Source organism: Providencia rettgeri (assembly GCF_013702265.1).
GTDB classification, from domain to species: domain Bacteria; phylum Pseudomonadota; class Gammaproteobacteria; order Enterobacterales; family Enterobacteriaceae; genus Providencia; species Providencia zhijiangensis.
Genome location: NZ_CP059348.1, coordinates 1110594 through 1135497, shown reverse-complemented (window position 1 = coordinate 1135497; position 24904 = coordinate 1110594). Strand labels below are relative to the sequence as shown.

The following is a 24904-nucleotide window of genomic DNA, read 5'->3' as shown; positions in this document are numbered from 1 at the left end:
CAAGGAGAAGAACGTGTCACAATTATCAACGCTAAAACCACAACCATTGTGGGATATTTTCGCTAAAATCTGCTCCATCCCTCACCCATCAAAACACGAAGAAGCTTTAGCCGCCCACATCATGGAATGGTCTAAAGGGAAAGGTTTTCACGTTGAGCGCGACCAAGTTGGTAATATCTTAATCCGTAAACCAGCGACTACAGGCTACGAAAACCGCAAGCCAGTTGTACTGCAAGCTCACTTAGACATGGTGCCGCAAAAAAATAACGACACAGAGCACGATTTCACGAAAGATCCTATTCGTCCTTATATTAATGGCGAATGGGTCACTGCAGAAGGCACAACATTAGGCGCAGATAACGGCATCGGTATGGCATCCGCATTAGCGGTATTGGCGGATGACAGCGTTGAACACGGCCCACTGGAAGTGTTACTGACCATGACCGAAGAAACCGGTATGGACGGCGCTTTCGGTCTACAACCAAACTGGTTACAAGCGGATATTCTGATCAACACTGACTCAGAAGAAGAAGGTGAAATTTACATGGGTTGCGCCGGTGGCGTTGATTTCACTGCGACATTTGATTTAACCCGTGAAGCATTACCACAAGGTTATAAAACCTTCCGCATGACCTTAAAAGGTCTTAAAGGCGGTCACTCTGGTGGCGACATTCACTTAGGTTTAGGTAACGCAAACAAACTGTTAGCGCGTTTCGTAGCAGGTCACGCTGAAGATTTAAGCTTAAAACTGCTGGAGTTCACTGGTGGTACTCTACGCAACGCGATTCCACGCGAAGGCCAAGTAACCATCGCAGTGCCCGCTGATAAAGTCGCTGAATTAACCGCATTAAGAACTCGCTACGAAGGCATTCTGAAAAATGAATTAGCCGCTGTAGAACCTAACTTAGTTTTACTGTTAGATGAAGCAACGAGTGACTTAAAAGCACTGACTGATGATTGCCAACAACGTTTAGTTTTCTTCCTGAACTCTGCACCAAGCGGTGTTATCCGTATGAGTGATGTGGTGAAAGGGGTTGTTGAAACTTCGCTGAACGAAGGCGTTGTGAAAATGACTGAAGACAAAGCCGAAGTGATCTTCTTAATCCGTTCGTTAATCGACTCTGGTAAAAACTACGTCGTTAATATGCTGACGTCTCTGACAAAACTGGCGAAAGCTCAGTACCAAGCTGAAGGTGGATACCCAGGTTGGCAGCCAGATGCAGACTCACCAGTCATGCATATTGTTAGCGACACTTACCAAAAACTGTTTGGTAAAATCCCAAATATCATGGTTATCCATGCGGGTCTTGAGTGCGGTCTATTCAAAAAGCCTTATCCATTAATGGATATGGTCTCCATTGGACCAACCATCCGTGGTGCACACTCACCAGATGAGCGCGTTCACATTGAGAGCGTGGGTCAATACTGGACACTGCTAACTGCTATCTTAAAAGCTATCCCAGTGAAAAACTAATTCGGCTTTAAGCTATCAATATCAGGGTCATAAGCTACGGTTTATGACCCTATTTTTTTCATTCTTTAAACATAATAAAAGCTATAAAAGTAATGAAAGCTGCCTTTCGATTTGTGGATTTTGCAATGTCACATGCAAGCCCACTAACCTGACACCTCGCCCTGCCCGCCGATTTTCCCAAGCCTGCTGTGCCAACCGAATAAGATCCTGCTTATCTATAATGGGATAAACATGCTCTTGCGTCGTTTGCTGAAAATCCTCAAATTTTAATTTCACACCTTGGCGAGCAATACGCAGATCTGGCTTCACTTTCTCTAAGCGAAAATGTAGCTCATCGTATAAAGTATCAAGTAAAGGCAAACACTCCTCCCACTGATGAATATCTTTGGCGAGAGTGCGTTCTACCCCAACGGATTTACGTAAGCGTTCAGTATTTACTGCTCGTTCATCAATACCATGACAGCGCTCCCACAGAGCCTGTCCAAATTTACCCATGCTTTTTACCAACGCCAGCATGTCATAGCGCTGAACATCCGCGCAGGTCAATAACCCCATGTCCGCCAGTTTTTGCGCTGTTACTTTTCCAACGCCAGGGATCTTTTTTAATGGTAGCGTGGCAATAAACGCCGGTAATTCCTGTGGCGTGATCACAAATTGCCCATTGGGTTTATTCATATCAGAGGCGATTTTGGCGAGGAATTTTATCGGGGCAATTCCCGCAGAAGCAGTGAGCTGAAGCTCATCAAAAATTTGTTGGCGGATAGCCTCGGCGATGAGCGTGGCAGAGCCGTGAAGCTGCTGGCAATCAGTCACATCCAAATAGGCCTCATCTAAAGATAATGGCTCAATAAGATCGGTATAGCGGGCAAATATTTGCCGAATATGATGGGAAACTTCTTTATAGACCGCCATACGACCGGGGACGACTTTCAGGTGAGGACATAGTTTCAATGCCAACGCCGTCGACATTGCGCTATGAACGCCATAGCGTCTCGCTTCATAATTTGCGGTACTCAATACGCCACGTCGGTCTGCACTTCCCCCGACAGCCAGTGGAACATTGCGTAATTTTGGGTCATCGCGCATCTCTATCGCAGCAAAAAAGCAATCCATATCAATATGAATAATTTTACGCATGATAGCTGCCCCCAACCAATAATTACTGAATAAATATACAGTAGTTTTATTAGCCATGCAACTTATTCATCTGATTGAAATGTATTCCTGAAATACTGTAAATGACCGAAAAAGTAAAAAGTTTCTCCTAATTTATAGGCTTATTGCTTACAAAGTTGATGGAACATATTACAACAACCACTCGGTCAATCTCATGTTAGTTCATTGAATTTTCTATTATTATGGATTATACAAATGCAAATTATATCAACGTCAGTGTTCAAAAAATCCACCGCGATAGGTTTACTACTTTTGGTTAGCCAATCCGCTTCCGCATTAATGCCGCAAATTGTGGCACACCGCGCAGGTACCGCAGATGCCCCTGAAAATACTCTTTATGCGATCGAACAAGCCAAAAGCAATAAAGCTGATGCAATTTGGTTAACTGTTCAGCTCAGTAAAGATAATCAATTAGTCCTTTACCGCCCGAGTGACTTAGACGCTTTAACAGATAAAAGCGGTGTTGTTTCTGATTATTCCGCCAAGCAATTAAGCCAAATAAATGCGGCGTATAAATTTAATCAGAAAAATAACCAACAACTCCCCGCTGCAAAAACCACCATCGTGACATTAGAAGAAGTATTAAAAAAATACCCCGATACGATTTTTTATATCGACTTAAAATCCCCAGATGCTGATCCTAATACGCAAGCTCAAGCTATTTTGGCATTGTTGAATAAAACTAACACATTTAACCAAGTCCGTTTTTATTCCACTAACGATGCATTTTTAAAAGCTCTGAAGCCTCTTTCTACTCAGTTACAATTATTTGAAAGTCGTGATGAGACTCGCACCATGCTTGCCAACAGTGTGATGAGCCATCAATGTACGCTTGAGAATGATAAATCTGCAACTCGTTGGTATGGTTTTGAGCTGCATCGTAAAGTTGAAGTCGTTGAGAAATATACCCTTGGTGAAGCGCGTTCCCCAGCAACCCTCTCATGGGATAAAGAAGCTATCGACTGCTTTAGAAAAAATGGCAACTCTTACATTATTGTTTTTGGTGTAAATAGCGATAGCGATTATCAATTGGCTAAAGAAATTGGTGCTGATGCCGTTATGGTCGATTCACCAAAAGCTTTCAAAAAATAAACACTAATTATTAAGCTACTTTATTTTGATAATGATTTATTCAATTTAAGTAGCTTATTTTTATTACTCCTTTTTCTATCTATACATTTATCTATCTTATATTTCCTTCCTTTTTTAATAATAAATAACATTCAATATTAATTACTTAATAAATCATCGATGCCAAGATAAGTAAATATATTTAAACTCTCATTTCTAAGGAATTTAACATGGCGATATCAAAAGGTTTGCTTTCTATAGAGAACCTATGGAATGAAGACTTAAAAAAGGTGGAAATTTCTTTCAAAAATAATGCGAATGAGTATGGAAATGTTTTTATCTTTTATAATCTTATAAATGGAAAAAAGTTAAGCGATATCACTGAGTTCACTTTTTCTTCAACCGAACAGAGTTATTGGATGGGAATAATCACGACAAAGTCAGGAGAAAAATGGAGCAGCATCGATTACTTAGCATGCAAACTCAACGAGAAAGATAATGGCAAAGTCACTCTCAGTTTCAAAGGAAATATGCGGAACATGTTTGTTCACTACCCTGTTTCCACATCATGCTCGGCTTCATTACATAAAATTTAGTTCGTAATGAAATACATCACTATTTTTATCAAGATAATCTTAAAATAAAAAACCCTAACCGCTCATTAAAGCAACTAGGGTTGATATTCATAACAGTGTAAAAATTACAAAATGCGGTTTTTCTCTAGCATTTTTTGGCGCGCTTCTTCGCGTGCCATACGTTTTTTACGCGCATCGCAAGGTTCAGGGCAATCACAAACTTTCTCTACCCCAATGCTACTTAAACCGCCGCAACTGCCTTGGATACTTTTACGTTTAATAATATACCCAAGGGACATACCTAAAAACGCCAACAAAAATAAGGCAAAGGCTGCAAGAAAAACATTCAACATTCTGCTTTCCTCCTTTTACTGTTTTCTCTGTAAAAATGGCTCGAATGCTTTAGTGTAACGCTCTTCGAAACCTTTATCTGTCTTAACAATCATAAAAACAGGAATATTCATTTTTTCAGCAAGAGCGAGACCAGCTTCTGGCCCCATCACATTGAAACCTGTAGATAATCCATCCGCACTCATGCAATCGTCGGCTAATACCGTAATTGAGACTAAATTGTGGGAAATTGGCTTACCTGTTTTTGGGTCAATTGTGTGTGAGAAATGCACACCATTTTGTTCAAAATAGTTACGATAATCACCTGATGTCGCAATAGATAAGTCACCCGGCTCGATGATTTCCTGTGCCGTTTGACTCACACCATCCGTTGCAGGTTTTTCAATCGCAATACGCCATGGTGTATCTTTGCCATTTTTACCTTTTGTACGGACTTCACCACCAATATCAACCATATAATCATTGATACCGATGGACTCTAAATATTCCGCTACCACATCAACACCATAACCTTTAGCGATTGAAGATAAATCAACATAGAGCTCAGGAATGGTTTTGATTAAGTTGTTGTCTTGTACAGAGAGCTTATCAATACCCACCCATGCGCGACGTTTTTCAAGCTCCTCATCTGTAGGTGCTTTTGTAACTCGACCCTCTGGACCAAACCCCCACAGATTAACCAGTGGACCAACGGTGACATCCAGGCCGCCATCCGTTAATTTATTAATCTCAATGGCTTTACTGACCACTTTTGCCGTCGCAGCAGAAACAGGGAATGGCACATTAACTTCATTGGATTGATTGAAACGACTTAATTCAGAACCAGGGCGATAGGTAGACATCTGGTCGTTCACTTCTTCCAAACGCTTGTCGATTTCGGCTTGGATAGCTTCCGATGAAGGCTCTGAAGAGTCTGTCACGAACTTAACAGAATAATAGGTTCCCATGGTTTGTCCCTGAAGATTCTTTTGTTCAGGTCCACCACATGCGGCAAGAAGGAGAGTGGCTGCGAATAGCAGCACAGGAGCAAATACTTTTCTGTTTAGCATAAATTTTCTCAGCGTTAATTGTAAGCGCCCACTAGAGAAAGAGTAGGTGCTGAGACGTCTAACAAACTCAACATTCACAAATCTAGAGAATACTCACGTTTAAAAATTGAATTGCCTATTTGGCGATTTACAGTTTACAACCAAAAAGAGGAAAAAAACCCATTTTTTCCTCTTTTTAATCAACAAGCGCCCAGTTTCCTGAGCGCTTAATAGATAATTTACAGCAATTAATCAACCACCAAAATCATCCAGTAAGATGTTTTCGTCCTCAACACCGAGGTCTTTTAACATCTTAATGACTGCGGCGTTCATGACAGGAGGCCCACACATATAGAACTCACAATCTTCTGGCGCAGGGTGATTTTTGAGGTAGTTTTCATACAGGACATTATGAATAAATCCTGTGTAACCGTCCCAATTATCTTCTGGCAAAGAGTCAGAAAGTGCAACATTCCATGTAAAATTGTCATGCTCTGCAGCTAACTGATCAAAATCTTCAGTGTAGAACATTTCACGTTTCGAACGTGCACCATACCAGAAGCTGATCTTACGCTTAGAATCTAAACGACGTAATTGGTCGAAAATGTGGGAACGCATTGGCGCCATACCCGCACCACCACCGATAAAGATCATTTCCGCATCAGTTTCTTTCGCGAAGAACTCACCAAATGGTCCAGAAATAGTGACTTTGTCACCTGGTTTCAGTGACCAAATATACGATGACATAATTCCCGGCGGTACATCTGGATTACGTGGCGGTGGCGTTGCAATACGCACGTTCAGCATAATAATACCGCGCTCTTCTGGGTAGTTTGCCATTGAGTAAGCTCGTACTGTCTCTTCTTTGACATCAGAAACATAGCGGAACAAGTTGAATTTATCCCAATCTTCACGGTATTCCTCAGGCACATCAAAGTCTGAGTACTTCACTACATGAGGTGGGCATTCAATTTGAATAAAACCACCCGCACGGAATGGAACCACTTCTCCCTCAGGAATTTTTAACTTCAGCTCTTTAATGAACGTCGCTTTGTTATCATTGGAGATAACTTCGCATTCCCATTTTTTCACGCCGAAAATTTCTTCAGGTAATTCAATCTTAAGATCTTGTTTTACGTTAACCTGACACGCCAGACGGCAACCTTCTTTCGCTTCACGCTTATTAATGTGAGAAAGCTCAGTTGGCAGGATGTCACCACCGCCCTCTTTGATTTTCACACGGCATTGACCACATGAACCACCGCCACCACAGGCAGAAGAAACAAAGATTCCTTGGTTTGCTAACATGCCTAATAGCTTATCGCCTGCTGGAGCATCAAAGCTCTTATCAGGATCGCCGTTGACTTCAACTTTAATGTTCCCTGTATTGACCAACTTGGACTTTGCAAACAGAATCAGGCCTGTCAGCGCCAAGACAATCAGGGTAAACATAACTACGCCTAGAATAATAATATCCATGAATTCTTCTCGCCTTTATAGCTGCACACCGGAGAAGGACATAAAGCCCAATGCCATCAAACCGGTCGTAACAAAGGTGATGCCTAACCCTTTTAGACCCGCTGGAATGTCTGAATACTTCATCTTTTCACGGATCGCGGCCATTAAGACAATCGCTAACATCCAACCAATACCTGAACCAAAGCCATAAACAATAGATTCAGTGAAGTTGTAGTCACGCTGAGCCATGAAAGATACACCACCAAAGATTGCGCAGTTTACGGTGATCAACGGTAAGAAGATCCCCAGTGCGTTATACAGTGATGGGAAGTAACGATCTAAAATCATTTCCAGTATTTGAACCAGTGCCGCGATGACACCGATAAAGGTAATGAAGTTCAGGAACGAAAGATCCACGCCTTCAACCAGCGCGCCGTCACGTAACACTAAGTTGTACACTAAGTTGTTCGCAGGGACGGAGATCCCAAGCACCACGGTTACCGCAATACCCAGTCCAAAAGCAGTTTTTACGTTCTTCGATACCGCAAGGAATGTACACATCCCTAAGAAGAAAGCTAACGCCATGTTTTCGATGAAAATGGCTTTTACAAACAAGCTAATATAATGTTCCATTCTCTTAATCCTTCTCTATCTGAGCTGGTTTCAGAGTACGTAGACCCCAAATCAGCATACCGATGATAAAGAATGCACTTGGCGCTAACAGGAATAAGCCGTTTGGCATGTACCAACCACCATTTTGCAGTGATTCAAATACCGTAATACCAAACAGTTTACCGGAACCAAATAGCTCACGTAGGAAACCAACCAGTACCAGAATCACACCGTAACCAAGACCGTTACCGATACCATCCATAAAACTTTCGATTGGTGGTGCTTTCATCGCGTACGCTTCAGCACGTCCCATCACGATACAGTTGGTGATAATCAAACCAACGAATACGGAAAGTTGTTTCGAAATTTCATAGGCATAGGCGCGTAAGATTTGGTCAACCACAATTACCAATGATGCAATAATTGCCATTTGAACAATAATACGAACACTGCTTGGAATGTAATTTCTAATTAATGAGATAAAAAAGTTAGAGAACGCGGTAACTAGCGTTACGGCGATGGTCATAACCAATGCAGTTTCAAGTTTAGTAGTAACCGCTAAAGCGGAGCACACTCCCAAAACCTGCAATGCAATCGGGTTATTATCTAACAGAGGTCCAAGTAGGACGCGTTTTACTTCTTTAGAATCAGCCATTATTCAGCGCTCCTTCACGAACTTTTTTCAGGAACGGACCAAAACCGTTATCGCCTAACCAGAAATCAAACATATGTTGAATACCGTTTGAAGTCAGGGTTGCACCTGAAAGACCATCGATCCCAAATGGGTTATCGGTGGCACCACCACGCACGATTTTGATTGCAGGGACACCCTGCTCATTGAACAGTTTTTTACCCGGCCACTGCGCTTTCCATTGTGGGTTGTCAACTTCACCACCCAGACCAGGCGTTTCACCATGCGCATAGTAGGTAATACCGCGAGAGGTTACACCATCGATATCCACTGCGATAAAGGCATACATCACTGACCATAAGCCTGAACCATAAACTGGCAGAATCACTTGGGTCACTTTCCCTTGCTCATCTTTAACCAGATAAATTTCAGCGCTATTGGCACGACGGCGAATTTTCGCAATGTCTTCTTCTGGAGATAACGCGATGCTGGTCTCTTCGCTACGCAGTTCGCTGTTTAAGTCAAAACGACTTACGCTGTTAGATAGTTCATTCGTTTTGAAATTCAGCAATTTAGGTTCGATACGCTCACCATAGACTTTTTGAATTTCTTCGGCGCTCATTTTAGGCTGCAGCAGACCAGCAACACTTAAAATATTACGCTGAGTATCTAACATCATTTGTTCTTGTTGCTGAGGTTTCAGACCAACCGCAGCACCGGCAACAACGACGGAACAGACTAAGCAGAGAATGAAAACAACGATAAACGTTCTGCCGACGCCATCTTTATTTACTGGTTTATCATTAGCCACGGGCTTTTCTCCGTTTAATATTTGCTTGAACGACCATATAGTCAAACAGAGGAGCAAACAGGTTGGCGAACAGGATTGCGAGCATCATCCCTTCTGGATATGCAGGGTTCACAACCCGAACAAGTACGCACATTACGCCGATCAAAATCCCGTAAGCCCATTTACCTTTATCAGTAAAGGAAGCAGAAACAGGGTCTGTCGCCATAAAGATCATACCGAAGGCAAAGCCGCCTAAAACCATGTGCCACCACCATGGCATAGCAAACAGTGGGTTGGTGTCTGAACCGATAAAGTTGAACAGGTAAGACATGGCAATCATACCCAGCATCACACCTGCCACGATGCGCCAAGAGGCAATACGGAAGAAGATAATAAATGCACCGCCGATGAAGATCATCAGGGTAGAAACTTCACCAATTGAACCTGGCATATTCCCTAAGAAGGCTTGCATCCAAGTGATTGGCTCGCCAGTTACTGTGTTTACCAGTGAACTCACACCACCCGTCGCCCATTGGGACAGAGGCGTTGCACCCGAGAATCCATCAGCAGCAGTCCAAACTAAGTCACCCGAGATTTGCGCTGGATAAGCAAAGAAAAGGAAAGCACGACCCGCTAGTGCAGGGTTAAGGAAGTTACGACCTGTACCACCGAAAATCTCTTTTGCGACAACCACACCGAAAGTGATACCGAGCGCCGCTTGCCATAATGGAATGGTCGGCGGAACAATCAGCGCAAATAAGATGGAGGAGATAAAGAAGCCTTCGTTGATTTCATGACCACGGATCATGGCAAACAACACTTCCCAGAAACCGCCGACCAAAAATACCACTAAGTAAATTGGCAGGAAGTAAATCGCACCTAGCAGCATTTTGCTGCCCCAGCCAGCATCAGGTGCTAAAGAAGCGCCTAATAACTGAGCCAGAGAATAGTGCCAGTCACTTGCTAAAACTTGTTGCAGCTCAGCGCCACTGTATAAGTGATGCAACGCGGGAATAGCTTGGTTACCAACGTTATACATACCCCAGAACATCGCTGGGAAAACCGCAAGCCAGACTAAAATCATCATACGCTTGAGGTCGATTGTATCGCGGACGTGTGAGCGACCTTTTGTTACAGTGCCCGGTGTATAGAAGACTGTCGCAACAGCTTCATACAATGGATAGAATTTTGCTAATTTTCCACCGGGTTCAAATTGGTGCTCATATTTTTCAAATAAATTTTTCAGACCCATGGAATTACCCTTCTAGCTCAATCTTGGTCAGGACATCACGCAGTACTGGACCATATTCATACTTAGCTGGACACACATAGGTGCACAGTCCCAAGTCTTCTTCATCGAGTTCCAGACAACCCAGTTCCTGAGAAGTATCGGTGTCCCCTGCGAGCAGATCACGCAGTAAGTGAGTGATCATAATATCGAGAGGCATGACACGCTCATAGTTACCAATTGGTACCATTGAACGCTCACCGCCATTCATCGTCGTGGTAAAATCGAAGCGTTTATTCTTCAAGAAATGCCCAATGGTGGTACGCGTGATAGTGAATTTATTCACGCCTGGCATAATCCATCCAAACAGCTCTTTTTCACGACCTTCCGCTAATACAGAAACTTGGTTATGGAAACGACCAAGATAATGATGAGCATCATCACAAGTCACGCCCCACAGCACAGAACCAGAAATAATGCGGTTCTCACCTGCCTTGAGCTGACCTTTGGTTAATTCATAGATATCCGCGCCAAGGCGAGTGCGCAGCAAGCGAGGTTTCTCAACTTGCGGGCCTGCGACAGAAACAACGCGATCAGTATAAAGATGACCAGTGGTAAATAATTTACCGATGGCAATCACATCCTGATAATTGAGGCTCCACACCTTTTTGCGAATGCTAACAGGTTCAAGGAAATGAATATGAGTCCCTGCTAAGCCCGCTGGATGTGGTCCTGCAAATTGTGTGTATGTGATTTGTGTATTAGCAGCTTGTTTTGGAAGTTCGCTCGCACCATGACAAACATGCACCTTGCCTTCAGTTAGTCGGCTCAGAACGATGAGACCGTCAGTAAAGGCTTGCGCATTTTCGCCAATAATAATCGAAGGATCAGCAGCAAGAGGATTGGTGTCAATTGCAGTCACAAAAATCGCTGCGGGGAATGAACCTGGCTCTGGAGAACGACTAAATGGACGCGTTCTTAAAGCAGTCCATAAACCGGATCTTAAAAGATTTTGTTCAACCTGCTCTTTCGTCAGTGATGGGAGTTGGTCGGTAGAATAAGACTCGAAAGTCTCTTGTTCGTCACCATCGATTTCGATAACAACGGACTGAAGTACACGACGCTCACCACGATGAATAGCAATAATTTTACCGCAGGCTGGGCTCGTGAATACCACGCCAGGATTCTTTTTATCTTCAAAAAGAACCTGCCCTTTTTTTACACGCTCACCTTCTTTAACCAGCATCGAAGGACGCATTCCGACATATTCTTCACCTAGCACCGCTACGTGTTGAATTTTCGGGCCGTCTTCTATCACTTGGGCTGGCTCACCTGCTATTGGAAGGTTAAGGCCTTTTTTAATTTTAATCATAAGATCTGCACAAGTTTATCAGTTAAACCCTAAGCTAACGATTCAGCAATGAATGATAGCGACTCAATAATAAAAATAACTCAAGTTGCTTTCGCCACTCGAGTAAGTAAATCTAACAATATTGCTACACTTTATCTTCTTCTGCCGGGGTCAATTTTATCAGTTCCCTCGACCTCTGTCCGGTTATAGAAGTGACCTAGTTCAAGCAAATTGCAATAAAATTTAAAATTTTGTTGCAACAATTCGTAAATACCTACATGTTGGCTCACATTTATCGAGCATCGATTAATTTGTAGCCAATAATGATTCATTAGAAAATTATTAACTTGATATATTATATTTTGTTCCATTCGTCTAAAATATGTTGAATTTGTTCCATTTTTAATCAGCTTATTTTTCAACATTTGGCTTAATTATGCATATAAGTAAAACCGTCGGTGTTTATTTACTCTTCACATTTGCAACGTCTGCATTTGCTCAACAAGAAGAAAACACATTATTTCACCTTAATAGTAAGCCAACTACTCAGCCTGATTCATCGATATTTATTCAAATATTTAAGCAAGAGGGTGTGCTTGAGCTCTACCAAAAAACAGCCGTAGGAAAGTATAAATTAGTCAAAACCTACCCTATCTGTAAGTTTTCTGGTGGACTAGGCCCTAAAAAGATAGAAGGCGACTTAAAAAGCCCAGAGGGGTTTTATCAGATCACGCGCTCGCAACTCAATCCAAATAGTCGATATTATCGATCTATCAATCTTGGATTTCCTAATGAATTTGATAAGACGCAGGGGTATTCGGGTAACTATCTGATGATTCACGGTAGCTGTGTATCTGTCGGGTGTTATGCAATGACAGATAAATCCATGGGGGAAATTTATCAAACCGTGGAACAAGCACTTCAAAATGGTCAACCTGCCGTTGATGTAAGTATTTATCCATTTCGCATGACTAAAATGAATATGCTGCGTTATCGCAATTCAACGCATTATGCTTTTTGGAAACAGCTTCAACCTGCTTATGATTATTTTGAGCGAACCGGCAAACCTGCTGAAATATCAGTAACATTAGGTAAATATCATGTTAACAGCATGCCAGAAACGCCCACTAAGTTATTGGGATCTAAATCACAGTATGCGTTGGCCACGGTGGAATAGCACAAATTCACCGGGTTCGATTTTTTGCCACGTCTCGTTACCTGTTAAGGGCGCCGTGGCAATAACTGAGACAATATCACTTGGCGTTGTGCACTGTTGAAAGTCAATCTCGATGTCCTGATCCAGCAGTTTCGCTTTACCAAACGGCGCTCTACGCGTGATCCAATGCAGCTTTGTTGAGCTAAATGCCATCAAATATTGCCCATCGGATAACAGCATATTAAATACCCCTTTTTCACGCAGTTGCTGCGCGAGTGTGCCAATAAAACGGAAAACAGCTTTCCAGTTTGTTGGTTTTCTTGGGTATTTTTGATTCAATTGATGCAAAATCCAGCAAAATGCCCATTCGCTATCAGTTTCACCGATTGGTCTATAGTGCCCCGTCTTTAATGAACGAAACCCTTTCAATTGCCCATTATGTGCATAAGTCCAGTTTCGTCCCCATAATTCCCGCGTAAACGGATGGGTATTCACCAGTGAAACATCTCCTCGGTTCGCCTGACGAATGTGCGCCACAATGCTTTCCGATTTAATAGGATATTCCTGCACAAAACGCGCCACAGGGGAGACAAAACTCGGTTGAGGATCTTTAAATGTGCGGCAGCCTAGACCTTCGTAGAACGTAATACCCCATCCATCTTTATGTGGACCAGTCTGCCCACCACGGGAAATCAGCCCACTTAGGCTAAACGTAATATCGGTTGGTACATTGGCACTCATGCCAAGCAACTCACACATTTAAAGTCTCCTGCTACTAAAAATGGTTACTTAACCATCTCTTTTTCAATTAATTGGATCAAAATATGGATCACTTTGATGTGGATCTCTTGGATACGATCTGCGTATCCAAAATGCGGAACGCGAATTTCAATATCAGCGCTTCCCGCCATTTTTCCGCCATCTTTCCCTGTCAGGGTGATGACTTTCATGCCTTTCGCACGTGCCGCTTCGATCGCTTTAATAATATTGCCTGAATTACCTGAGGTCGAAATGCCAAGCAGCACATCGCCTTTTTGCCCTACCGCTTCCACAAAGCGAGAGAAAACAAATTCATAACCAAAGTCATTACTCACGCAAGAAATGTGACTAACATCGGAGATAGCAATCGCTGGGTAGCCAGGACGGTTTTCACGATAGCGTCCAGTTAACTCTTCCGCAAAGTGCATTGCATCACAGTGAGAGCCGCCATTACCGCAAGAGAGCACTTTACCACCTGCTTTGAAAGAGTCCGCCAGCAATACCGCAGCCTTCTCAATCGCTTGCAGATTTGCATCATCACTTAAAAATTTTGATAGCGTATCTGCCGCTTCAGTCAGCTCACCACGGATCAAGTCTTGGTACATGAGTTTCCCCTTAATTTTCACGAATGCTTGATGGAGATAATTACGTCTTTATAGGTAATTTATCTTTGATTTCTCGATTGTTGCACAGGGTACATTTTGTTTCTACTTTTGATTGTACCGTATGGGGTATGGTTGGCGAAATCTCCAACAGTGCGCTTCTGCTCTGCGGCTAGCTAAAGACGGGTTATTTTTCATTCACCGTCCCTTTACAAAAGGAACTGATGATTTTGTGAGCCAAGTTGTAATTAAGATGTAAATACCTTGCTAATTGTTTATTACCAGATATAGATTAATAAAACAAACAGGTCAGACCTCTTACAAGTAGACAGGAGCTTCAACTATGATCCTTCTCAGTATTGTTTTATTTATTGCGTTAATCGGCGTGCTGAGCTACCACAAAAGCTCACTCATTCTGAGCACCGTTATATTACTGGCTTATACCGCAGCCATGGGTGCTGCTAGTGTCTGGAGCTACTGGATGCTGTTACCCGTCGCTCTGGTTTTATTACCATTTGTCATCACACCAATTCGCCAATCTCTGTTTTCATCAAAAGCGATGACCATGTTCCAGAAAGTGATGCCACCGATGTCTAGCACAGAAAAAGAAGCGATTGATGCTGGAACCACTTGGTGGGAAGGTGACCTGTTCCGTGGGGCGCCAAATTGGAACAAACTTCATAATTACCCAAAACCACAACTCACCGCTGAAGAACAAGCTTTTATTGATGGCCCAGTGGAAACTGTTTGTGGCATGGTGAACGACTTTGAAGTCAGTCATGAACTCGCAGATTTACCGCCAGAAGTCTGGCAATACCTACGCGATCACCGCTTCTTCGCGATGATCATCAAAAAAGAGTATGGCGGATTAGAATTTTCTGCGTACGCGCAATCTCAAGTCCTACAAAAATTAGCGGGTGTTTCCGGTATCCTTGCTATCACGGTGGGTGTTCCAAACTCATTAGGCCCAGGTGAATTACTGCAACATTACGGTACGGATGAGCAAAAGAATCGTTATTTACCGGGCTTAGCTACTGGTGAAGAGATCCCTTGTTTTGCATTAACCAGTCCAGAAGCAGGCTCTGATGCTGGAGCGATTCCTGATACCGGCGTTGTTTGCATGGGCGAGTGGCAAGGTGAACAAGTCTTAGGTATGCGCCTGACTTGGAACAAACGCTACATTACCCTTGCGCCAATCGCGACGGTATTAGGCTTAGCCTTTAAATTAACTGACCCAGAGAAACTACTGGGCGGCGAGAAAAACCTCGGTATTACTTGTGCATTGATCCCAACGAACACCCCTGGTGTTGAGATTGGTCACCGCCACTTTCCGCTGAACATTCCATTTATGAATGGCCCAACCCGTGGAAAAGATATTTTCGTGCCTATCGATTACATCATCGGTGGCCCACAAATGGCGGGTCAAGGTTGGAGAATGCTGGTGGAATGCCTGTCTGTTGGACGTGGGATCACCTTGCCATCTAACTCAACAGGTAGCTTGAAAAGTGTCGCAATGGCAACGGGGGCTTATGCTTATATCCGTCGTCAGTTCAAACTTCCTATCGGAAAAATGGAAGGTATTGAAGAGCCTCTAGCCCGTATTGCTGGTAACGCCTATTTAATGGATGCCGCAGCCACCTTAATTACATCTGGCATTATGTTGGGCGAAAAACCAGCGGTACTCTCCGCCATTGTGAAATATCACTGTACTCACCGTGGTCAACGCTCAATTATCGATGCGATGGATATCACGGGTGGTAAAGGCATCTGCTTAGGAAGTTCCAACTTCGTTGCCAGATCCTACCAAGGTGCACCTATCGCCATTACCGTTGAAGGTGCCAATATTCTGACTCGTAGCATGATTATCTTTGGACAAGGCGCCATCCGTTGCCATCCTTATGTGCTTGATGAAATGGCAGCAGCCCAAGACAATAACCTGAACAAATTTGATAAAGCAGTATTCGGTCATATTGGTCATGTGATCAGCAACAAATGTCGTAGTTTCTGGTTAGGTTTAACCAATGGACGCGGTAGCAGCGCACCAACTAAAGACGAAACTCGCCGTTATTACCAAATGCTTAACCGCCAAAGTGCTAACTTAGCCCTGCTCTCTGATGTGTCGATGGGCGTTCTAGGTGGTAGCTTAAAACGTCGTGAACGAATCTCCGCTCGTCTTGGGGATATTCTGAGCCATCTGTATCTTGCTTCTGCAACCTTGAAACGTTATGAAGATGAAGGTCGCCAAAAAGCGGATTTACCACTGGTGAAATGGGCCGTTGAAGATTGTCTGTATCAATCAGAAAAAGCGATGGACGATTTACTGAAAAACTTCCCAAATCGCTTTATTGCTGGCGCATTACGCATTGTCCTGTTCCCGACAGGTCGTGCAATGTCAATGCCATCTGACCGACTGGATCACAAGCTAGCACAGCTGATGATGGAGCCATCAGAAACACGCGACAGAATTGGACGTGGCCAATTCCTAACCCCTGTGGAGAACAACCCGCACGGTTTAGTGAACCAAGCACTGTATGACATCATTGCTGCAGAGCCAATTTTCGAACGTATTTGCCGCTTAAAAGAGCGTAAATTCAGCTTCACGCGTTTGGATAAGTTAGCTGACCAAATGTTGCCAGAAAGCATTATCACCCAAGAAGAAGCCGATATTTTACGTAAAGCCGAAGCCAGCCGCTTACGTACGATTAATGTCGACGAGTTTGATTTCGATGATTTAGGTGTGATTCCATCAAAAAAGCCACACACTGAGTCAGAGGATGAATCTCAGTCGAAAAAGAAAAAAGCAGCATAATTAATTTAGCGCGCTAAAAATTGTCACCGTACTAAAAACAATCACTGTACTAAAACAACAAGGGAGCCATTGGCTCCCTTGTTTTATGTTCATCTATTAGTATGAATTAATTTACAGTTCCAAGGCTAATAACTCTTGGATAGTTTGACGGCGACGAATAAGTGTCGGAATACCTGCAATAAACAACACTTCAGGCAGCAATGGGCGGCTATTATAATTCGACGACATCGACGCGCCGTAAGCCCCTGTGTCATGGAAAACTAAATAATCCCCAACGTTGACTGCTGGCAGTAATCGGGTTTCCACCATCCCGCCTTCTAGCTGGGTAAATACATCTCCAGATTCACACAATGGCCCCGCCACAATGGTCTCTTTTAATGGCTGATGCTCAACGCTGCTGCCGTCTGCAGGCAATACCGAAATATGGTGATAACTGCCATACATCGCAGGGCGCATTAAATCGTTAAAACCGCTATCCACCAGCACATAATGGCGGCTGCCCATATCTTTAACTGCACGCACTTGTGCCAATAAAACACCCGACTCCGCCACTAAATAGCGCCCCGGTTCAATTTCTAATTCAATAGAGTGACCTAAGTGCTGCGCGATACGCTGACGCGCGTTATCCCACAGGCTGTAATAGTGCTGAACATCAATGATTTCATCGTGCTCACGATAAGGCGTTGATAAACCCCCCCCCGCCGAAATAGCCTCAATATCCACGCCCGCAGACATCACCAGTTCCACCATGGAATCACACACATTGGCAAGATGCTGGTAGTCAACACCGGAGCCAATGTGCATGTGAATACCCACTAACTTCAGGTTGTACTGCTGGATTTTTGCTAATGCTTCCGGTAAATCTTGGTGCCAAATTCCGTGCTTGCTGTTCTCTCCACCCGTATTGGTTTTTTGGCTATGACCATGCCCAAAACCCGGATTAATACGTAGCCAAACGGGGTGGCCGGCTTTATGCTCACCAATCTGTTGCAGCATATCGATAGAGCCTGCATTCACCGGAATATCTAACTCTGTCACTTTCAGCAACGTGGCTGGATCTAACACATCCGCCGTAAATACGATTTCCGACTTTTCACGGCCTGGCTGAAAACCCGCCACTAACGCACGCTCAATTTCACCCAATGACACCGAATCCACTTTCACGCCCTGCTCACGCATCAAACGTAAAATATGAATGTTGGAACAGGCTTTTTGAGCAAAACGAACGGTATCGAACACTTTCAATTGTTCAATACGGTCAATAATCACTTCACTATCATAAACCCAGACTGGCGTACCAAACTGCGCAGGCAGCGCACGCAAATGCTCAGGAGTTAGATACTGGCTGGTGGTGTTGGTGAATGTGGTCATCAGAACCTCGTTGGCAAGTTTTATTATAGTGAGCTCGATTATTAGACGAATAAAATGGGAAAAAAAATATCCTTTTTGCTAAAGTCTATTCATATCTGATATAGAAATGCGAGAGGAGCAATCATGCAGGCAATTTCTTGGCGACATATTGAAATTTTTCGTGCGGTAATGACCACCCCCAATCTCACGGAGGCGGCTGCATTGCTAAATACCTCTCAGCCAACCATCAGCCGAGAACTGGCGCGACTCGAGCATTTATTACAGTTTAAATTATTCGATAGAGTCAAAGGTCGCTTACACCCAACGGCGCAAGGCTTACGCTTTCATGAAGAAGTCGAACACTCCTATTATGGTTTAGAGCGTATTCGCAACTCAGCAGAAACTATTCGCCGCTTTGAACACGCTCAAATTTCCATTGCCTGCTTACCGGCTTTCGCACAATCTTTGCTACCACAAGTTTGCCAAGCCTTTATGGAAAATTACCCAGATGTGAATTTAACAGTGATCCCACAAGAATCCCCCGTGCTAGAAGAGTGGCTATCCGCCCAGCGTTATGATGTGGGGTTAACTGAGCACTTACAAACCCCGCCAGGTACGGAACAACTGACATTGGGTTCATTAAATGAAGTTTGCGTGCTGCCCATTGGGCACCCTTTCGAACAGAAAAAAGTCCTCACTCCACAAGATTTTCATCAACAGCGTTTTATTAGCCTGTCTCTCACAGATAGCTATCGGCAAATCATTGATACCATCTTTGCCGAGCATCAAGTGGAGCGCAAAATGGTAATGGAAACCCACTCCGCTTCCTCTATTTGCGCCATGACCTTGAAGGGAATTGGGGTCTCTATCGTCAACCCACTGACTGCATTGGATTTTTATCAACAATCAGCAGGCAATCTGGTGATCCGCCCACTTAGTTTTTCTATCCCATTTACCGTTAGCTTAATTACGCCGAATCACCGCCCATCTTCGCAGATCACCCATATTTTCACTGAACATTTGCAACGAACCTTTACGCAAATAGAGCATGATCTCGCCTTAGCGCTGCGACATCAATGAGAGCCAGTGAGAGGATGTTTTAAACCAGTTGGCAAGGAAATCGATCACCGCACGTAATGGCGTTGGCATATGCTGCCGGCTGGTATAGACCCCATAAATACCAAGGGGCAACGGCGTGTAATCCGGTAACAACTGAACCAACTCCCCCGATTGCAAATAGCTCGCCACAGAATAGTAAGGCTGCATCGCGATACCCGCGCCATTTAATGTTGCTTCCATTAAAAATACGGATTCATTGGCGCTGAGTCGACCATCCACCAGTACCGTCGAAGTTTCTCCCTCTTTTTCAAAGCTCCACATGCTACGCCCAAAAAAGCTGTAAGTGAGGCACTCCATCAGAGCCAAATCTTCGGGTTTGGTGGGTAAATTTTTACCTTGTAGAAACTTCGGCGAAGCACAAATTACGGAATGGCAGGTTGATAGCGGCTTGGCAATTAAATTCGGCTCTAACTGATTGGTGATACGGATAGCCAGATCGATACGTTCCTCGATTAAATTCACCGATTTATTCGAGATCTGCATATCAATCATCATATTGGGATACATCTGCAAAAACTCAGAAATGGCAAGAGACAATGCACTTTGAGCGATAGATTGGGAGCAGCTAATGCGCACCAACCCCGCTAACTCTTTCGTATCGTGCTTTTGCTCAACCGGAACGCTTAAAGAAATAGCATTTAGCTGCAATGATTGCTGATAAACCCCTTCCCCCGCTGACGTTAAACTTAAGCGCCGCGTGGTACGGTTAAGCAAGCGCACCCCTGCCCACTGTTCCATTTCAGCCAAATAGCGCGTCACCATTGCACGGGACATATCCAATTTATCTGCCGCACCGCTGAGGCTACCTTGTTCTACAATAGTAATAAACACCTGCACCGCTTTGAGTCTATCCATATTATTTGACCGATTTATGCAACAAAGATGACCTGATTATGGCGTTTTTCTTACCTTAATTGCAATTTAATATACACACCAAGCCAAATCAGGCACACAACATGACTGAACATTAGATGACTTAACATTAGGATAAGAAAATGAAATTATCGACTGTATTAACTGCAACTGCCTTTGCTACTGCCACGCATTTTGCTCAAGCTGCTAACTTAACTTTAGATGTTTATAACCCGGGTAATAACAGTGTGTTCCCTGTCTCTTCTGAGATTATCAGCGGTGATAAAGAAGTGGTTTTAATTGACGCTCAATTCCAAAACAATGATGCCCAGCAGCTGGTCGATAAAATCAAAAAGCTGGATAAAAAGCTGACTACCATTTATATCAGCCACTCTGACCCAGACTACTATTTTGGTTTAGAAACGCTAACTAAAGCCTTCCCTGATGCCAAAGTGGTTGCGACTCAACAAACCGTTGATGCGATTAACGCCACTAAAGATGGCAAATTGGCTTACTGGGGCGGCGTCTTAAAAAATGAAGCGCCGAGCAAAGTAGTGGTGCCTGAAGTTATCAAAACTAATCACTTCACTGTGGATGGTGAAACGTTAGAAATTAAAGGGTTAGATGGTGCATCACCAGACAGAAGCTACGTTTGGGTGCCTTCACTCAAAGCTGTTGTCGGGGGTGTCGTTGTTTCTGACAATATCCACGTTTGGGTTGCCGACACACAAACCAAGCAATCACGTCAAGATTGGCAACAAACGCTAGAAAGCATCAAAGCGCTGAAACCAAGTGTAGTTGTTCCGGGGCACTTTACGGGCAAATCCAAAATGGATCTGGCAAGCGTGACCTTTACCCAAAAATATTTAACGGACTTTGAAAAAGCTAACAGCCAAAGTAAAAATTCCGCAGAACTTATCAAGAAAATGGAAACTCGCTACCCAAGCTTGGATGATAAATCCAGCTTAGAATTAGGCGCTAAAGTGGTAAAAGGCGAAATGCAGTGGCCGCAATAAGTCACTAATAAGCTAAGACTAATTGTGACGGAGATAGCGACTATTAACCCGCTATTTTCCGTTAGCTTATTTTTTTAACGACTGGCTTTTCAGCGATTCGAATAGAATGATAAAACAAAGAATTAGAGAGAATAAAAACCATGAACACAATTACCCTACATTATATTTATGACCCTTACTGTGGCTGGTGTTATGCTGCTGCACCGTTAATCGCCATCGCCGCTAATCACCCAAATATTCACCTAGAATTACACGGTGGCGGGATGTTAGCGGGCAATGCACGACTGCATCTTGACGACCAATTCCGTCAATATATTTTGCAATCAGATAAACGCATTGCGGCAATGACGGGGCAAATTTTTGGTGATGACTACATCGCAATGCTGCACCAACCCAATGTGGTGATGGACTCTGCGCCACCACAAACCGCCATTTTGGCCGCAACAAAACAGGGCAAAGGCGTTGAAATGCTAAAAGCGTTGCAAAAAGCCCATTACGTTTCGGGGCGCCAGATTAAACAGCCCGAAGTTTTAGTGGAAGTGGCGCAAGAAATTGGTTTGAATGTTGAGCAGTTCCAAAAAGATTATGCCCAATGCGCGCAAACTGAAACAGACGCTCATATTGCTCAAAGTAAGCAATTACTCGGCCAATCCGGTGCATCTGGCTTTCCAACGCTGTTAATCGAACAGCAAGGCAAATGGCTGCGCGTACCTCTGCAAAACTATCTTGGCGAACCAGCAAAATGGCAACAATTTTTAGACTCACTGGTGAAAGCCGCTAATTAGGATGCCAGCTAAGCAACAGCCAAAAACTGGCACTGCAAATAATGGCGGGACCAAACGGAATGCTCTGCACGAATTTCTGTTTGCCTCGCCGTTCCTTTTTTTCTCGCCATGCGCGCCAAAGAAAATGCAGTAAACCTAAGCTCGCGGCAAGCCCTAGAAAATAGGGAAGATTGAATACACCGAGCCACGTCGCGCACGCAGCAATTAATTTAAAATCCCCTCTCCCCATTTGCGGTCGCCGACGAATTTTTTCCACCAACGTCGTGATAGCCACTAACCCAATGTAACTGAACAGCAGCGCATAAATAGCGGATAACAAATTTCCCGCTGGCATTCCCCATTGAAATAACAGGCCAAAAACCAATAACGGATAATTGAGGACATCCGGTAAATAGCCCGTTTTTAGGTCGATTAAACCTAATGGGATAACCAAGTTGAAAAACAGAAATAATAAAGCGAGAACCGAAGGTGGGTAACCAAGGAGCACGATCCCCGCACCCAATATCCAATAATCTATCCATACCCGATTCACGTTAATGGTAATACTCGGTAAATCAAAATAGCAGGCAGGAATTTCCCTCAGTAATAGAGTTGTCAGCCACGATGACAAGAGGGACAATAGTGTGATTAACGATATAGGTATTAAAAATCCATTTACGGCATCAATCATGGTGTTCTCCTTTTCCATGAGCGCTAAAGATGGGTTTACTAGACAAAGACAGGGCTTACTATACGGTGCTAGACGCAGAAACCAACACTATAATTTCGTGGTTTTGAGTCGGTTTTATCGACAAATTTAGCGTCGATATGAGAGTGTGAAATGCAAGGCACAGACGAGCTAAAAAATCCCTCTTTTTAGTTATAAACTCAGTCCGTCCTCTTGTTTTTCGAGATTCTGCCCCCATATCCTGCATCAGTTATCTTAATTATTGGACTAAGGAAAAATCATGCGCGTTCCACGCATTTATCACCCAGAGCCACTTCAAATTAATACCACCATTTCGCTTTGTGATGATGCAGCCAACCATGTGGGTCGAGTTCTTCGCATGACAGCCGGACAACAGCTAGAATTGTTTGATGGAAGCAATCACACATTCCGCGCTGAAATTACAGAAGCAACGAAAAAAAATGTGTTTGTGACTATCCAAGACTGCACATTGGATGACCGTGAATCCCCCTTAGATATCCACCTTGGGCAAGTGATGTCCCGCGGTGAAAAAATGGAATTCACTATTCAAAAATCCGTTGAACTTGGTGTTAACACAATCACGCCACTACTTTCAGAACGTTGTGGCGTACGCCTTGATGGCGAGCGTTTAGAGAAAAAATTACAACAGTGGCAAAAAATTGCCATTGCCGCCTGTGAGCAAAGTGGTCGCAACCGCATTCCTGAAATCCGCCCCGTTCAATCCCTTGAAGCGTGGTGTGCAGAAAATGACGGCGCGTTTAAAATTAATTTACACCCTCGGGCAAGTGAGAGCATCAACACGCTCCCCGCTGATTTAAAGCACGTAAGATTGCTGATAGGCCCAGAAGGCGGCTTATCCGCTGATGAAATTGCCATGACAGCCAATTATCAATTTACTGATATCCTGTTAGGGCCACGAGTATTACGAACAGAAACGACCGCGCTAACCGCTATAACGGCATTACAAGTGCGTTTAGGTGACTTGGGTTAAGGAGATAAAATGATCAAGCTCGGCATAGTAATGGATCCTATTTCATCCATTAAAATCAAGAAAGACACCAGTTTTGCAATGATGCTGGAAGCTGCACGCCGCGGTTATGAAATCCATTATATGGAGATGAACGACCTGTACCTGCACCAAGGCGAAGCCCGTGCGACCACAAAGATTGTGACGGTCGAAGAGAACCCAACCAAATGGTATGAATTCCATTCTGAACAAGACATCGCCCTGAGCGACCTTGACGCCATTTTAATGCGTAAAGATCCGCCATTTGATACTGAATATATCTACGCGACTTACATTCTTGAGCGCGCAGAACAAGCGGGCTGCTTGATTGTCAACAAGCCACAAAGCCTACGTGACTGTAACGAAAAGCTGTTTACGGCATGGTTCCCTGAGTTAACACCAGATACCTTAGTCACTCGTAGCTCTGAAAAACTGCGTGAATTCCATAAAAAACACGGTGACGTGATTTTTAAACCGTTGGAGGGTATGGGCGGCGCCTCTATTTTCCGTTTGAAAAAAGAAGACCCGAACGTTGGCGTTATCATCGAAACGTTAACCGAGCACAATTCCCGTTATTGCATGGCGCAAAACTTTTTGCCTGCTATCAAAGACGGTGACAAACGTGTGCTGGTGGTGGACGGCGAACCTGTGCCATATTGCCTTGCGCGTATTCCTGCACAAGGGGAAACCCGAGGAAACCTCGCAGCCGGTGGCCGTGGTGAAGCCCGTCCATTAACAGAAAGTGACTGGGCGATTGCTCGCGCTGTCGCACCGACCTTAAAAGAAAAAGGGCTGATTTTTGTGGGTCTGGATATTATCGGTGATCGCTTGACTGAAATTAACGTCACAAGCCCAACCTGCGCCCGTGAAATTGAAGCTGCATTTGATATCTCCATCACTGGTATGTTGATGGATGCGATCGAGCGCCGCCTGAAAAAATAGTCTTTATGAAAAATAGTATCTGTTAACAGATACGTCTCAAAAAGGCAGCCTTTCGAGGTTGCCTTTGGCGTTATT

General features: G+C 43.8%; 24 protein-coding genes. 10 read left to right on the top strand and 14 right to left on the bottom strand.

From position 1 onward, the window contains the following. Positions 1–13 precede the first annotated feature (13 nt). Entirely contained in the window at positions 14–1474 is a 1461-nt protein-coding gene (pepD, locus tag H0913_RS05100; protein WP_181478099.1) for a beta-Ala-His dipeptidase, read from the top strand. An 81-nt stretch (positions 1475–1555) separates the two neighbouring features. Here the strand turns inward: pepD and dinB are convergent, their stop codons facing one another. Next, positions 1556–2611 carry a DNA polymerase IV gene (gene dinB, locus H0913_RS05095; RefSeq protein WP_154639442.1) on the bottom strand — a complete coding sequence of 352 codons (1056 nt, stop codon included), beginning with the start codon at positions 2609–2611 and terminating at the stop codon, positions 1556–1558. 234 nt (positions 2612–2845) lie between these two features. Between dinB and H0913_RS05090 the strand changes: the two genes are divergently transcribed. Both H0913_RS05090 and H0913_RS05085 read left to right on the top strand, forming a co-directional pair. After that, the gene (locus H0913_RS05090) at positions 2846–3742 is read left to right on the top strand and encodes a glycerophosphodiester phosphodiesterase family protein (RefSeq protein ID WP_181478098.1); all 897 of its coding nucleotides are present in this window, start codon (positions 2846–2848) and stop codon (positions 3740–3742) included. 209 nt (positions 3743–3951) lie between these two features. Next, the gene (locus H0913_RS05085; protein WP_154639440.1) at positions 3952–4317 is read left to right on the top strand and encodes a hypothetical protein; all 366 of its coding nucleotides are present in this window, start codon (positions 3952–3954) and stop codon (positions 4315–4317) included. Between the two features lie 104 nt (positions 4318–4421). Here H0913_RS05085 and nqrM read toward each other — a convergent pair whose 3' ends face one another. From nqrM to H0913_RS05045, 8 genes are all read right to left on the bottom strand, one after another. After that, positions 4422–4649 carry a (Na+)-NQR maturation NqrM gene (gene nqrM / locus H0913_RS05080; RefSeq protein ID WP_154604568.1) on the bottom strand — a complete coding sequence of 76 codons (228 nt, stop codon included), beginning with the start codon at positions 4647–4649 and terminating at the stop codon, positions 4422–4424. Between the two features lie 15 nt (positions 4650–4664). Continuing rightward, the gene (locus tag H0913_RS05075; protein WP_181478097.1) at positions 4665–5696 is read right to left on the bottom strand and encodes an FAD:protein FMN transferase; all 1032 of its coding nucleotides are present in this window, start codon (positions 5694–5696) and stop codon (positions 4665–4667) included. A 231-nt stretch (positions 5697–5927) separates the two neighbouring features. Continuing rightward, on the bottom strand, positions 5928–7154 hold the full coding sequence (gene nqrF, locus H0913_RS05070) for an NADH:ubiquinone reductase (Na(+)-transporting) subunit F (RefSeq protein WP_181478096.1): 1227 nt from the start codon (positions 7152–7154) through the stop codon (positions 5928–5930). 15 nt (positions 7155–7169) lie between these two features. Continuing rightward, positions 7170–7766, bottom strand: coding sequence for an NADH:ubiquinone reductase (Na(+)-transporting) subunit E (nqrE, locus tag H0913_RS05065; protein ID WP_006657396.1), 597 nt, complete (start codon positions 7764–7766; stop codon positions 7170–7172). A 4-nt stretch (positions 7767–7770) separates the two neighbouring features. Next, positions 7771–8400, bottom strand: a complete 630-nt coding sequence (locus H0913_RS05060) for an NADH:ubiquinone reductase (Na(+)-transporting) subunit D (protein WP_154604565.1) — start codon at positions 8398–8400, stop codon at positions 7771–7773. Further along, on the bottom strand, positions 8393–9187 hold the full coding sequence (locus H0913_RS05055) for a Na(+)-translocating NADH-quinone reductase subunit C (RefSeq protein ID WP_181478095.1): 795 nt from the start codon (positions 9185–9187) through the stop codon (positions 8393–8395). The genes H0913_RS05060 and H0913_RS05055 overlap by 8 nt, the downstream gene beginning before the upstream one ends. Beyond that, positions 9180–10418 (bottom strand): NADH:ubiquinone reductase (Na(+)-transporting) subunit B, encoded by a 1239-nt coding sequence (locus tag H0913_RS05050; RefSeq protein WP_036954189.1) that lies wholly within the window; start codon positions 10416–10418, stop codon positions 9180–9182. The genes H0913_RS05055 and H0913_RS05050 overlap by 8 nt, the downstream gene beginning before the upstream one ends. A 4-nt stretch (positions 10419–10422) precedes the next feature. After that, positions 10423–11766, bottom strand: coding sequence for a Na(+)-translocating NADH-quinone reductase subunit A (locus H0913_RS05045; RefSeq protein WP_154604563.1), 1344 nt, complete (start codon positions 11764–11766; stop codon positions 10423–10425). A 415-nt stretch (positions 11767–12181) separates the two neighbouring features. Here H0913_RS05045 and H0913_RS05040 point away from each other — a divergent pair, with 415 nt between their 5' ends. Continuing rightward, complete coding sequence (locus H0913_RS05040; protein WP_154604562.1) at positions 12182–12922, top strand: L,D-transpeptidase family protein; 741 nt, start codon at positions 12182–12184, stop codon at positions 12920–12922. Here H0913_RS05040 and H0913_RS05035 read toward each other — a convergent pair. Together H0913_RS05035 and lpcA are read right to left on the bottom strand one after the other, a co-directional pair. Next, complete coding sequence (locus H0913_RS05035) at positions 12893–13660, bottom strand: class II glutamine amidotransferase (RefSeq protein WP_154604561.1); 768 nt, start codon at positions 13658–13660, stop codon at positions 12893–12895. The genes H0913_RS05040 and H0913_RS05035 overlap by 30 nt on opposite strands. Positions 13661–13686: 26 nt before the next feature. Further along, positions 13687–14265, bottom strand: a complete 579-nt coding sequence (gene lpcA / locus H0913_RS05030) for a D-sedoheptulose 7-phosphate isomerase (protein WP_036954182.1) — start codon at positions 14263–14265, stop codon at positions 13687–13689. Positions 14266–14605: 340 nt separating this feature from the next. Here lpcA and fadE point away from each other — a divergent pair, with 340 nt between their 5' ends. Continuing rightward, complete coding sequence (gene fadE / locus H0913_RS05025) at positions 14606–17071, top strand: acyl-CoA dehydrogenase FadE (protein WP_181478094.1); 2466 nt, start codon at positions 14606–14608, stop codon at positions 17069–17071. Positions 17072–17182: 111 nt separating this feature from the next. Here fadE and lysA read toward each other — a convergent pair whose 3' ends face one another. Further along, on the bottom strand, positions 17183–18442 hold the full coding sequence (lysA, locus tag H0913_RS05020; RefSeq protein WP_181478093.1) for a diaminopimelate decarboxylase: 1260 nt from the start codon (positions 18440–18442) through the stop codon (positions 17183–17185). A 123-nt stretch (positions 18443–18565) separates the two neighbouring features. Here lysA and H0913_RS05015 point away from each other — a divergent pair, with 123 nt between their 5' ends. Then, positions 18566–19501 (top strand): LysR family transcriptional regulator, encoded by a 936-nt coding sequence (locus H0913_RS05015; RefSeq protein WP_181478092.1) that lies wholly within the window; start codon positions 18566–18568, stop codon positions 19499–19501. Here H0913_RS05015 and H0913_RS05010 read toward each other — a convergent pair. Then, positions 19481–20395, bottom strand: coding sequence for a LysR family transcriptional regulator (locus H0913_RS05010; protein WP_181478091.1), 915 nt, complete (start codon positions 20393–20395; stop codon positions 19481–19483). The genes H0913_RS05015 and H0913_RS05010 overlap by 21 nt on opposite strands. A gap of 140 nt (positions 20396–20535) precedes the next feature. On the opposite strand from H0913_RS05010, the gene H0913_RS05005 reads away from it, so the two are divergent. Both H0913_RS05005 and H0913_RS05000 read left to right on the top strand, forming a co-directional pair. After that, positions 20536–21408 carry an MBL fold metallo-hydrolase gene (locus H0913_RS05005; protein ID WP_181478090.1) on the top strand — a complete coding sequence of 291 codons (873 nt, stop codon included), beginning with the start codon at positions 20536–20538 and terminating at the stop codon, positions 21406–21408. 140 nt (positions 21409–21548) lie between these two features. Next, a complete protein-coding gene (locus tag H0913_RS05000) occupies positions 21549–22193 on the top strand; it encodes a DsbA family protein (RefSeq protein ID WP_181478089.1) in 645 nt (214 codons plus the stop codon). Here the strand turns inward: H0913_RS05000 and H0913_RS04995 are convergent. Further along, positions 22186–22863 carry an A24 family peptidase gene (locus tag H0913_RS04995; RefSeq protein WP_181478088.1) on the bottom strand — a complete coding sequence of 226 codons (678 nt, stop codon included), beginning with the start codon at positions 22861–22863 and terminating at the stop codon, positions 22186–22188. The two genes, H0913_RS05000 and H0913_RS04995, sit on opposite strands and share 8 nt — an antisense overlap. Before the next feature lie 277 nt (positions 22864–23140). On the opposite strand from H0913_RS04995, the gene rsmE reads away from it, so the two are divergent. Further along, positions 23141–23872, top strand: coding sequence for a 16S rRNA (uracil(1498)-N(3))-methyltransferase (gene rsmE / locus H0913_RS04990; RefSeq protein ID WP_154604537.1), 732 nt, complete (start codon positions 23141–23143; stop codon positions 23870–23872). A 9-nt stretch (positions 23873–23881) separates the two neighbouring features. Further along, a complete protein-coding gene (gene gshB / locus H0913_RS04985; RefSeq protein ID WP_181478087.1) occupies positions 23882–24829 on the top strand; it encodes a glutathione synthase in 948 nt (315 codons plus the stop codon). The last annotated feature ends 75 nt before the right edge of the window (positions 24830–24904 follow it).

Excerpts from the sequence above, each read along its gene's own strand:
- dinB (WP_154639442.1), bottom strand. The coding sequence starts at position 2,611 with ATGCGTAAAATTATTCATATTGATATGGATTGCTTTTTTGCTGCGATA.
- H0913_RS05090 (WP_181478098.1), top strand. The coding sequence starts at position 2,846 with ATGCAAATTATATCAACGTCAGTGTTCAAAAAATCCACCGCGATAGGT.
- H0913_RS05085 (WP_154639440.1), top strand. The coding sequence starts at position 3,952 with ATGGCGATATCAAAAGGTTTGCTTTCTATAGAGAACCTATGGAATGAA.
- nqrM (WP_154604568.1), bottom strand. The coding sequence starts at position 4,649 with ATGTTGAATGTTTTTCTTGCAGCCTTTGCCTTATTTTTGTTGGCGTTT.
- H0913_RS05075 (WP_181478097.1), bottom strand. The coding sequence starts at position 5,696 with ATGCTAAACAGAAAAGTATTTGCTCCTGTGCTGCTATTCGCAGCCACT.
- nqrF (WP_181478096.1), bottom strand. The coding sequence starts at position 7,154 with ATGGATATTATTATTCTAGGCGTAGTTATGTTTACCCTGATTGTCTTG.
- nqrE (WP_006657396.1), bottom strand. The coding sequence starts at position 7,766 with ATGGAACATTATATTAGCTTGTTTGTAAAAGCCATTTTCATCGAAAAC.
- H0913_RS05060 (WP_154604565.1), bottom strand. The coding sequence starts at position 8,400 with ATGGCTGATTCTAAAGAAGTAAAACGCGTCCTACTTGGACCTCTGTTA.
- H0913_RS05050 (WP_036954189.1), bottom strand. The coding sequence starts at position 10,418 with ATGGGTCTGAAAAATTTATTTGAAAAATATGAGCACCAATTTGAACCC.
- H0913_RS05045 (WP_154604563.1), bottom strand. The coding sequence starts at position 11,766 with ATGATTAAAATTAAAAAAGGCCTTAACCTTCCAATAGCAGGTGAGCCA.
- H0913_RS05040 (WP_154604562.1), top strand. The coding sequence starts at position 12,182 with ATGCATATAAGTAAAACCGTCGGTGTTTATTTACTCTTCACATTTGCA.
- H0913_RS05035 (WP_154604561.1), bottom strand. The coding sequence starts at position 13,660 with ATGTGTGAGTTGCTTGGCATGAGTGCCAATGTACCAACCGATATTACG.
- lpcA (WP_036954182.1), bottom strand. The coding sequence starts at position 14,265 with ATGTACCAAGACTTGATCCGTGGTGAGCTGACTGAAGCGGCAGATACG.
- fadE (WP_181478094.1), top strand. The coding sequence starts at position 14,606 with ATGATCCTTCTCAGTATTGTTTTATTTATTGCGTTAATCGGCGTGCTG.
- lysA (WP_181478093.1), bottom strand. The coding sequence starts at position 18,442 with ATGACCACATTCACCAACACCACCAGCCAGTATCTAACTCCTGAGCAT.
- H0913_RS05015 (WP_181478092.1), top strand. The coding sequence starts at position 18,566 with ATGCAGGCAATTTCTTGGCGACATATTGAAATTTTTCGTGCGGTAATG.
- H0913_RS05010 (WP_181478091.1), bottom strand. The coding sequence starts at position 20,395 with ATGGATAGACTCAAAGCGGTGCAGGTGTTTATTACTATTGTAGAACAA.
- H0913_RS05005 (WP_181478090.1), top strand. The coding sequence starts at position 20,536 with ATGAAATTATCGACTGTATTAACTGCAACTGCCTTTGCTACTGCCACG.
- H0913_RS05000 (WP_181478089.1), top strand. The coding sequence starts at position 21,549 with ATGAACACAATTACCCTACATTATATTTATGACCCTTACTGTGGCTGG.
- H0913_RS04995 (WP_181478088.1), bottom strand. The coding sequence starts at position 22,863 with ATGATTGATGCCGTAAATGGATTTTTAATACCTATATCGTTAATCACA.
- rsmE (WP_154604537.1), top strand. The coding sequence starts at position 23,141 with ATGCGCGTTCCACGCATTTATCACCCAGAGCCACTTCAAATTAATACC.
- gshB (WP_181478087.1), top strand. The coding sequence starts at position 23,882 with ATGATCAAGCTCGGCATAGTAATGGATCCTATTTCATCCATTAAAATC.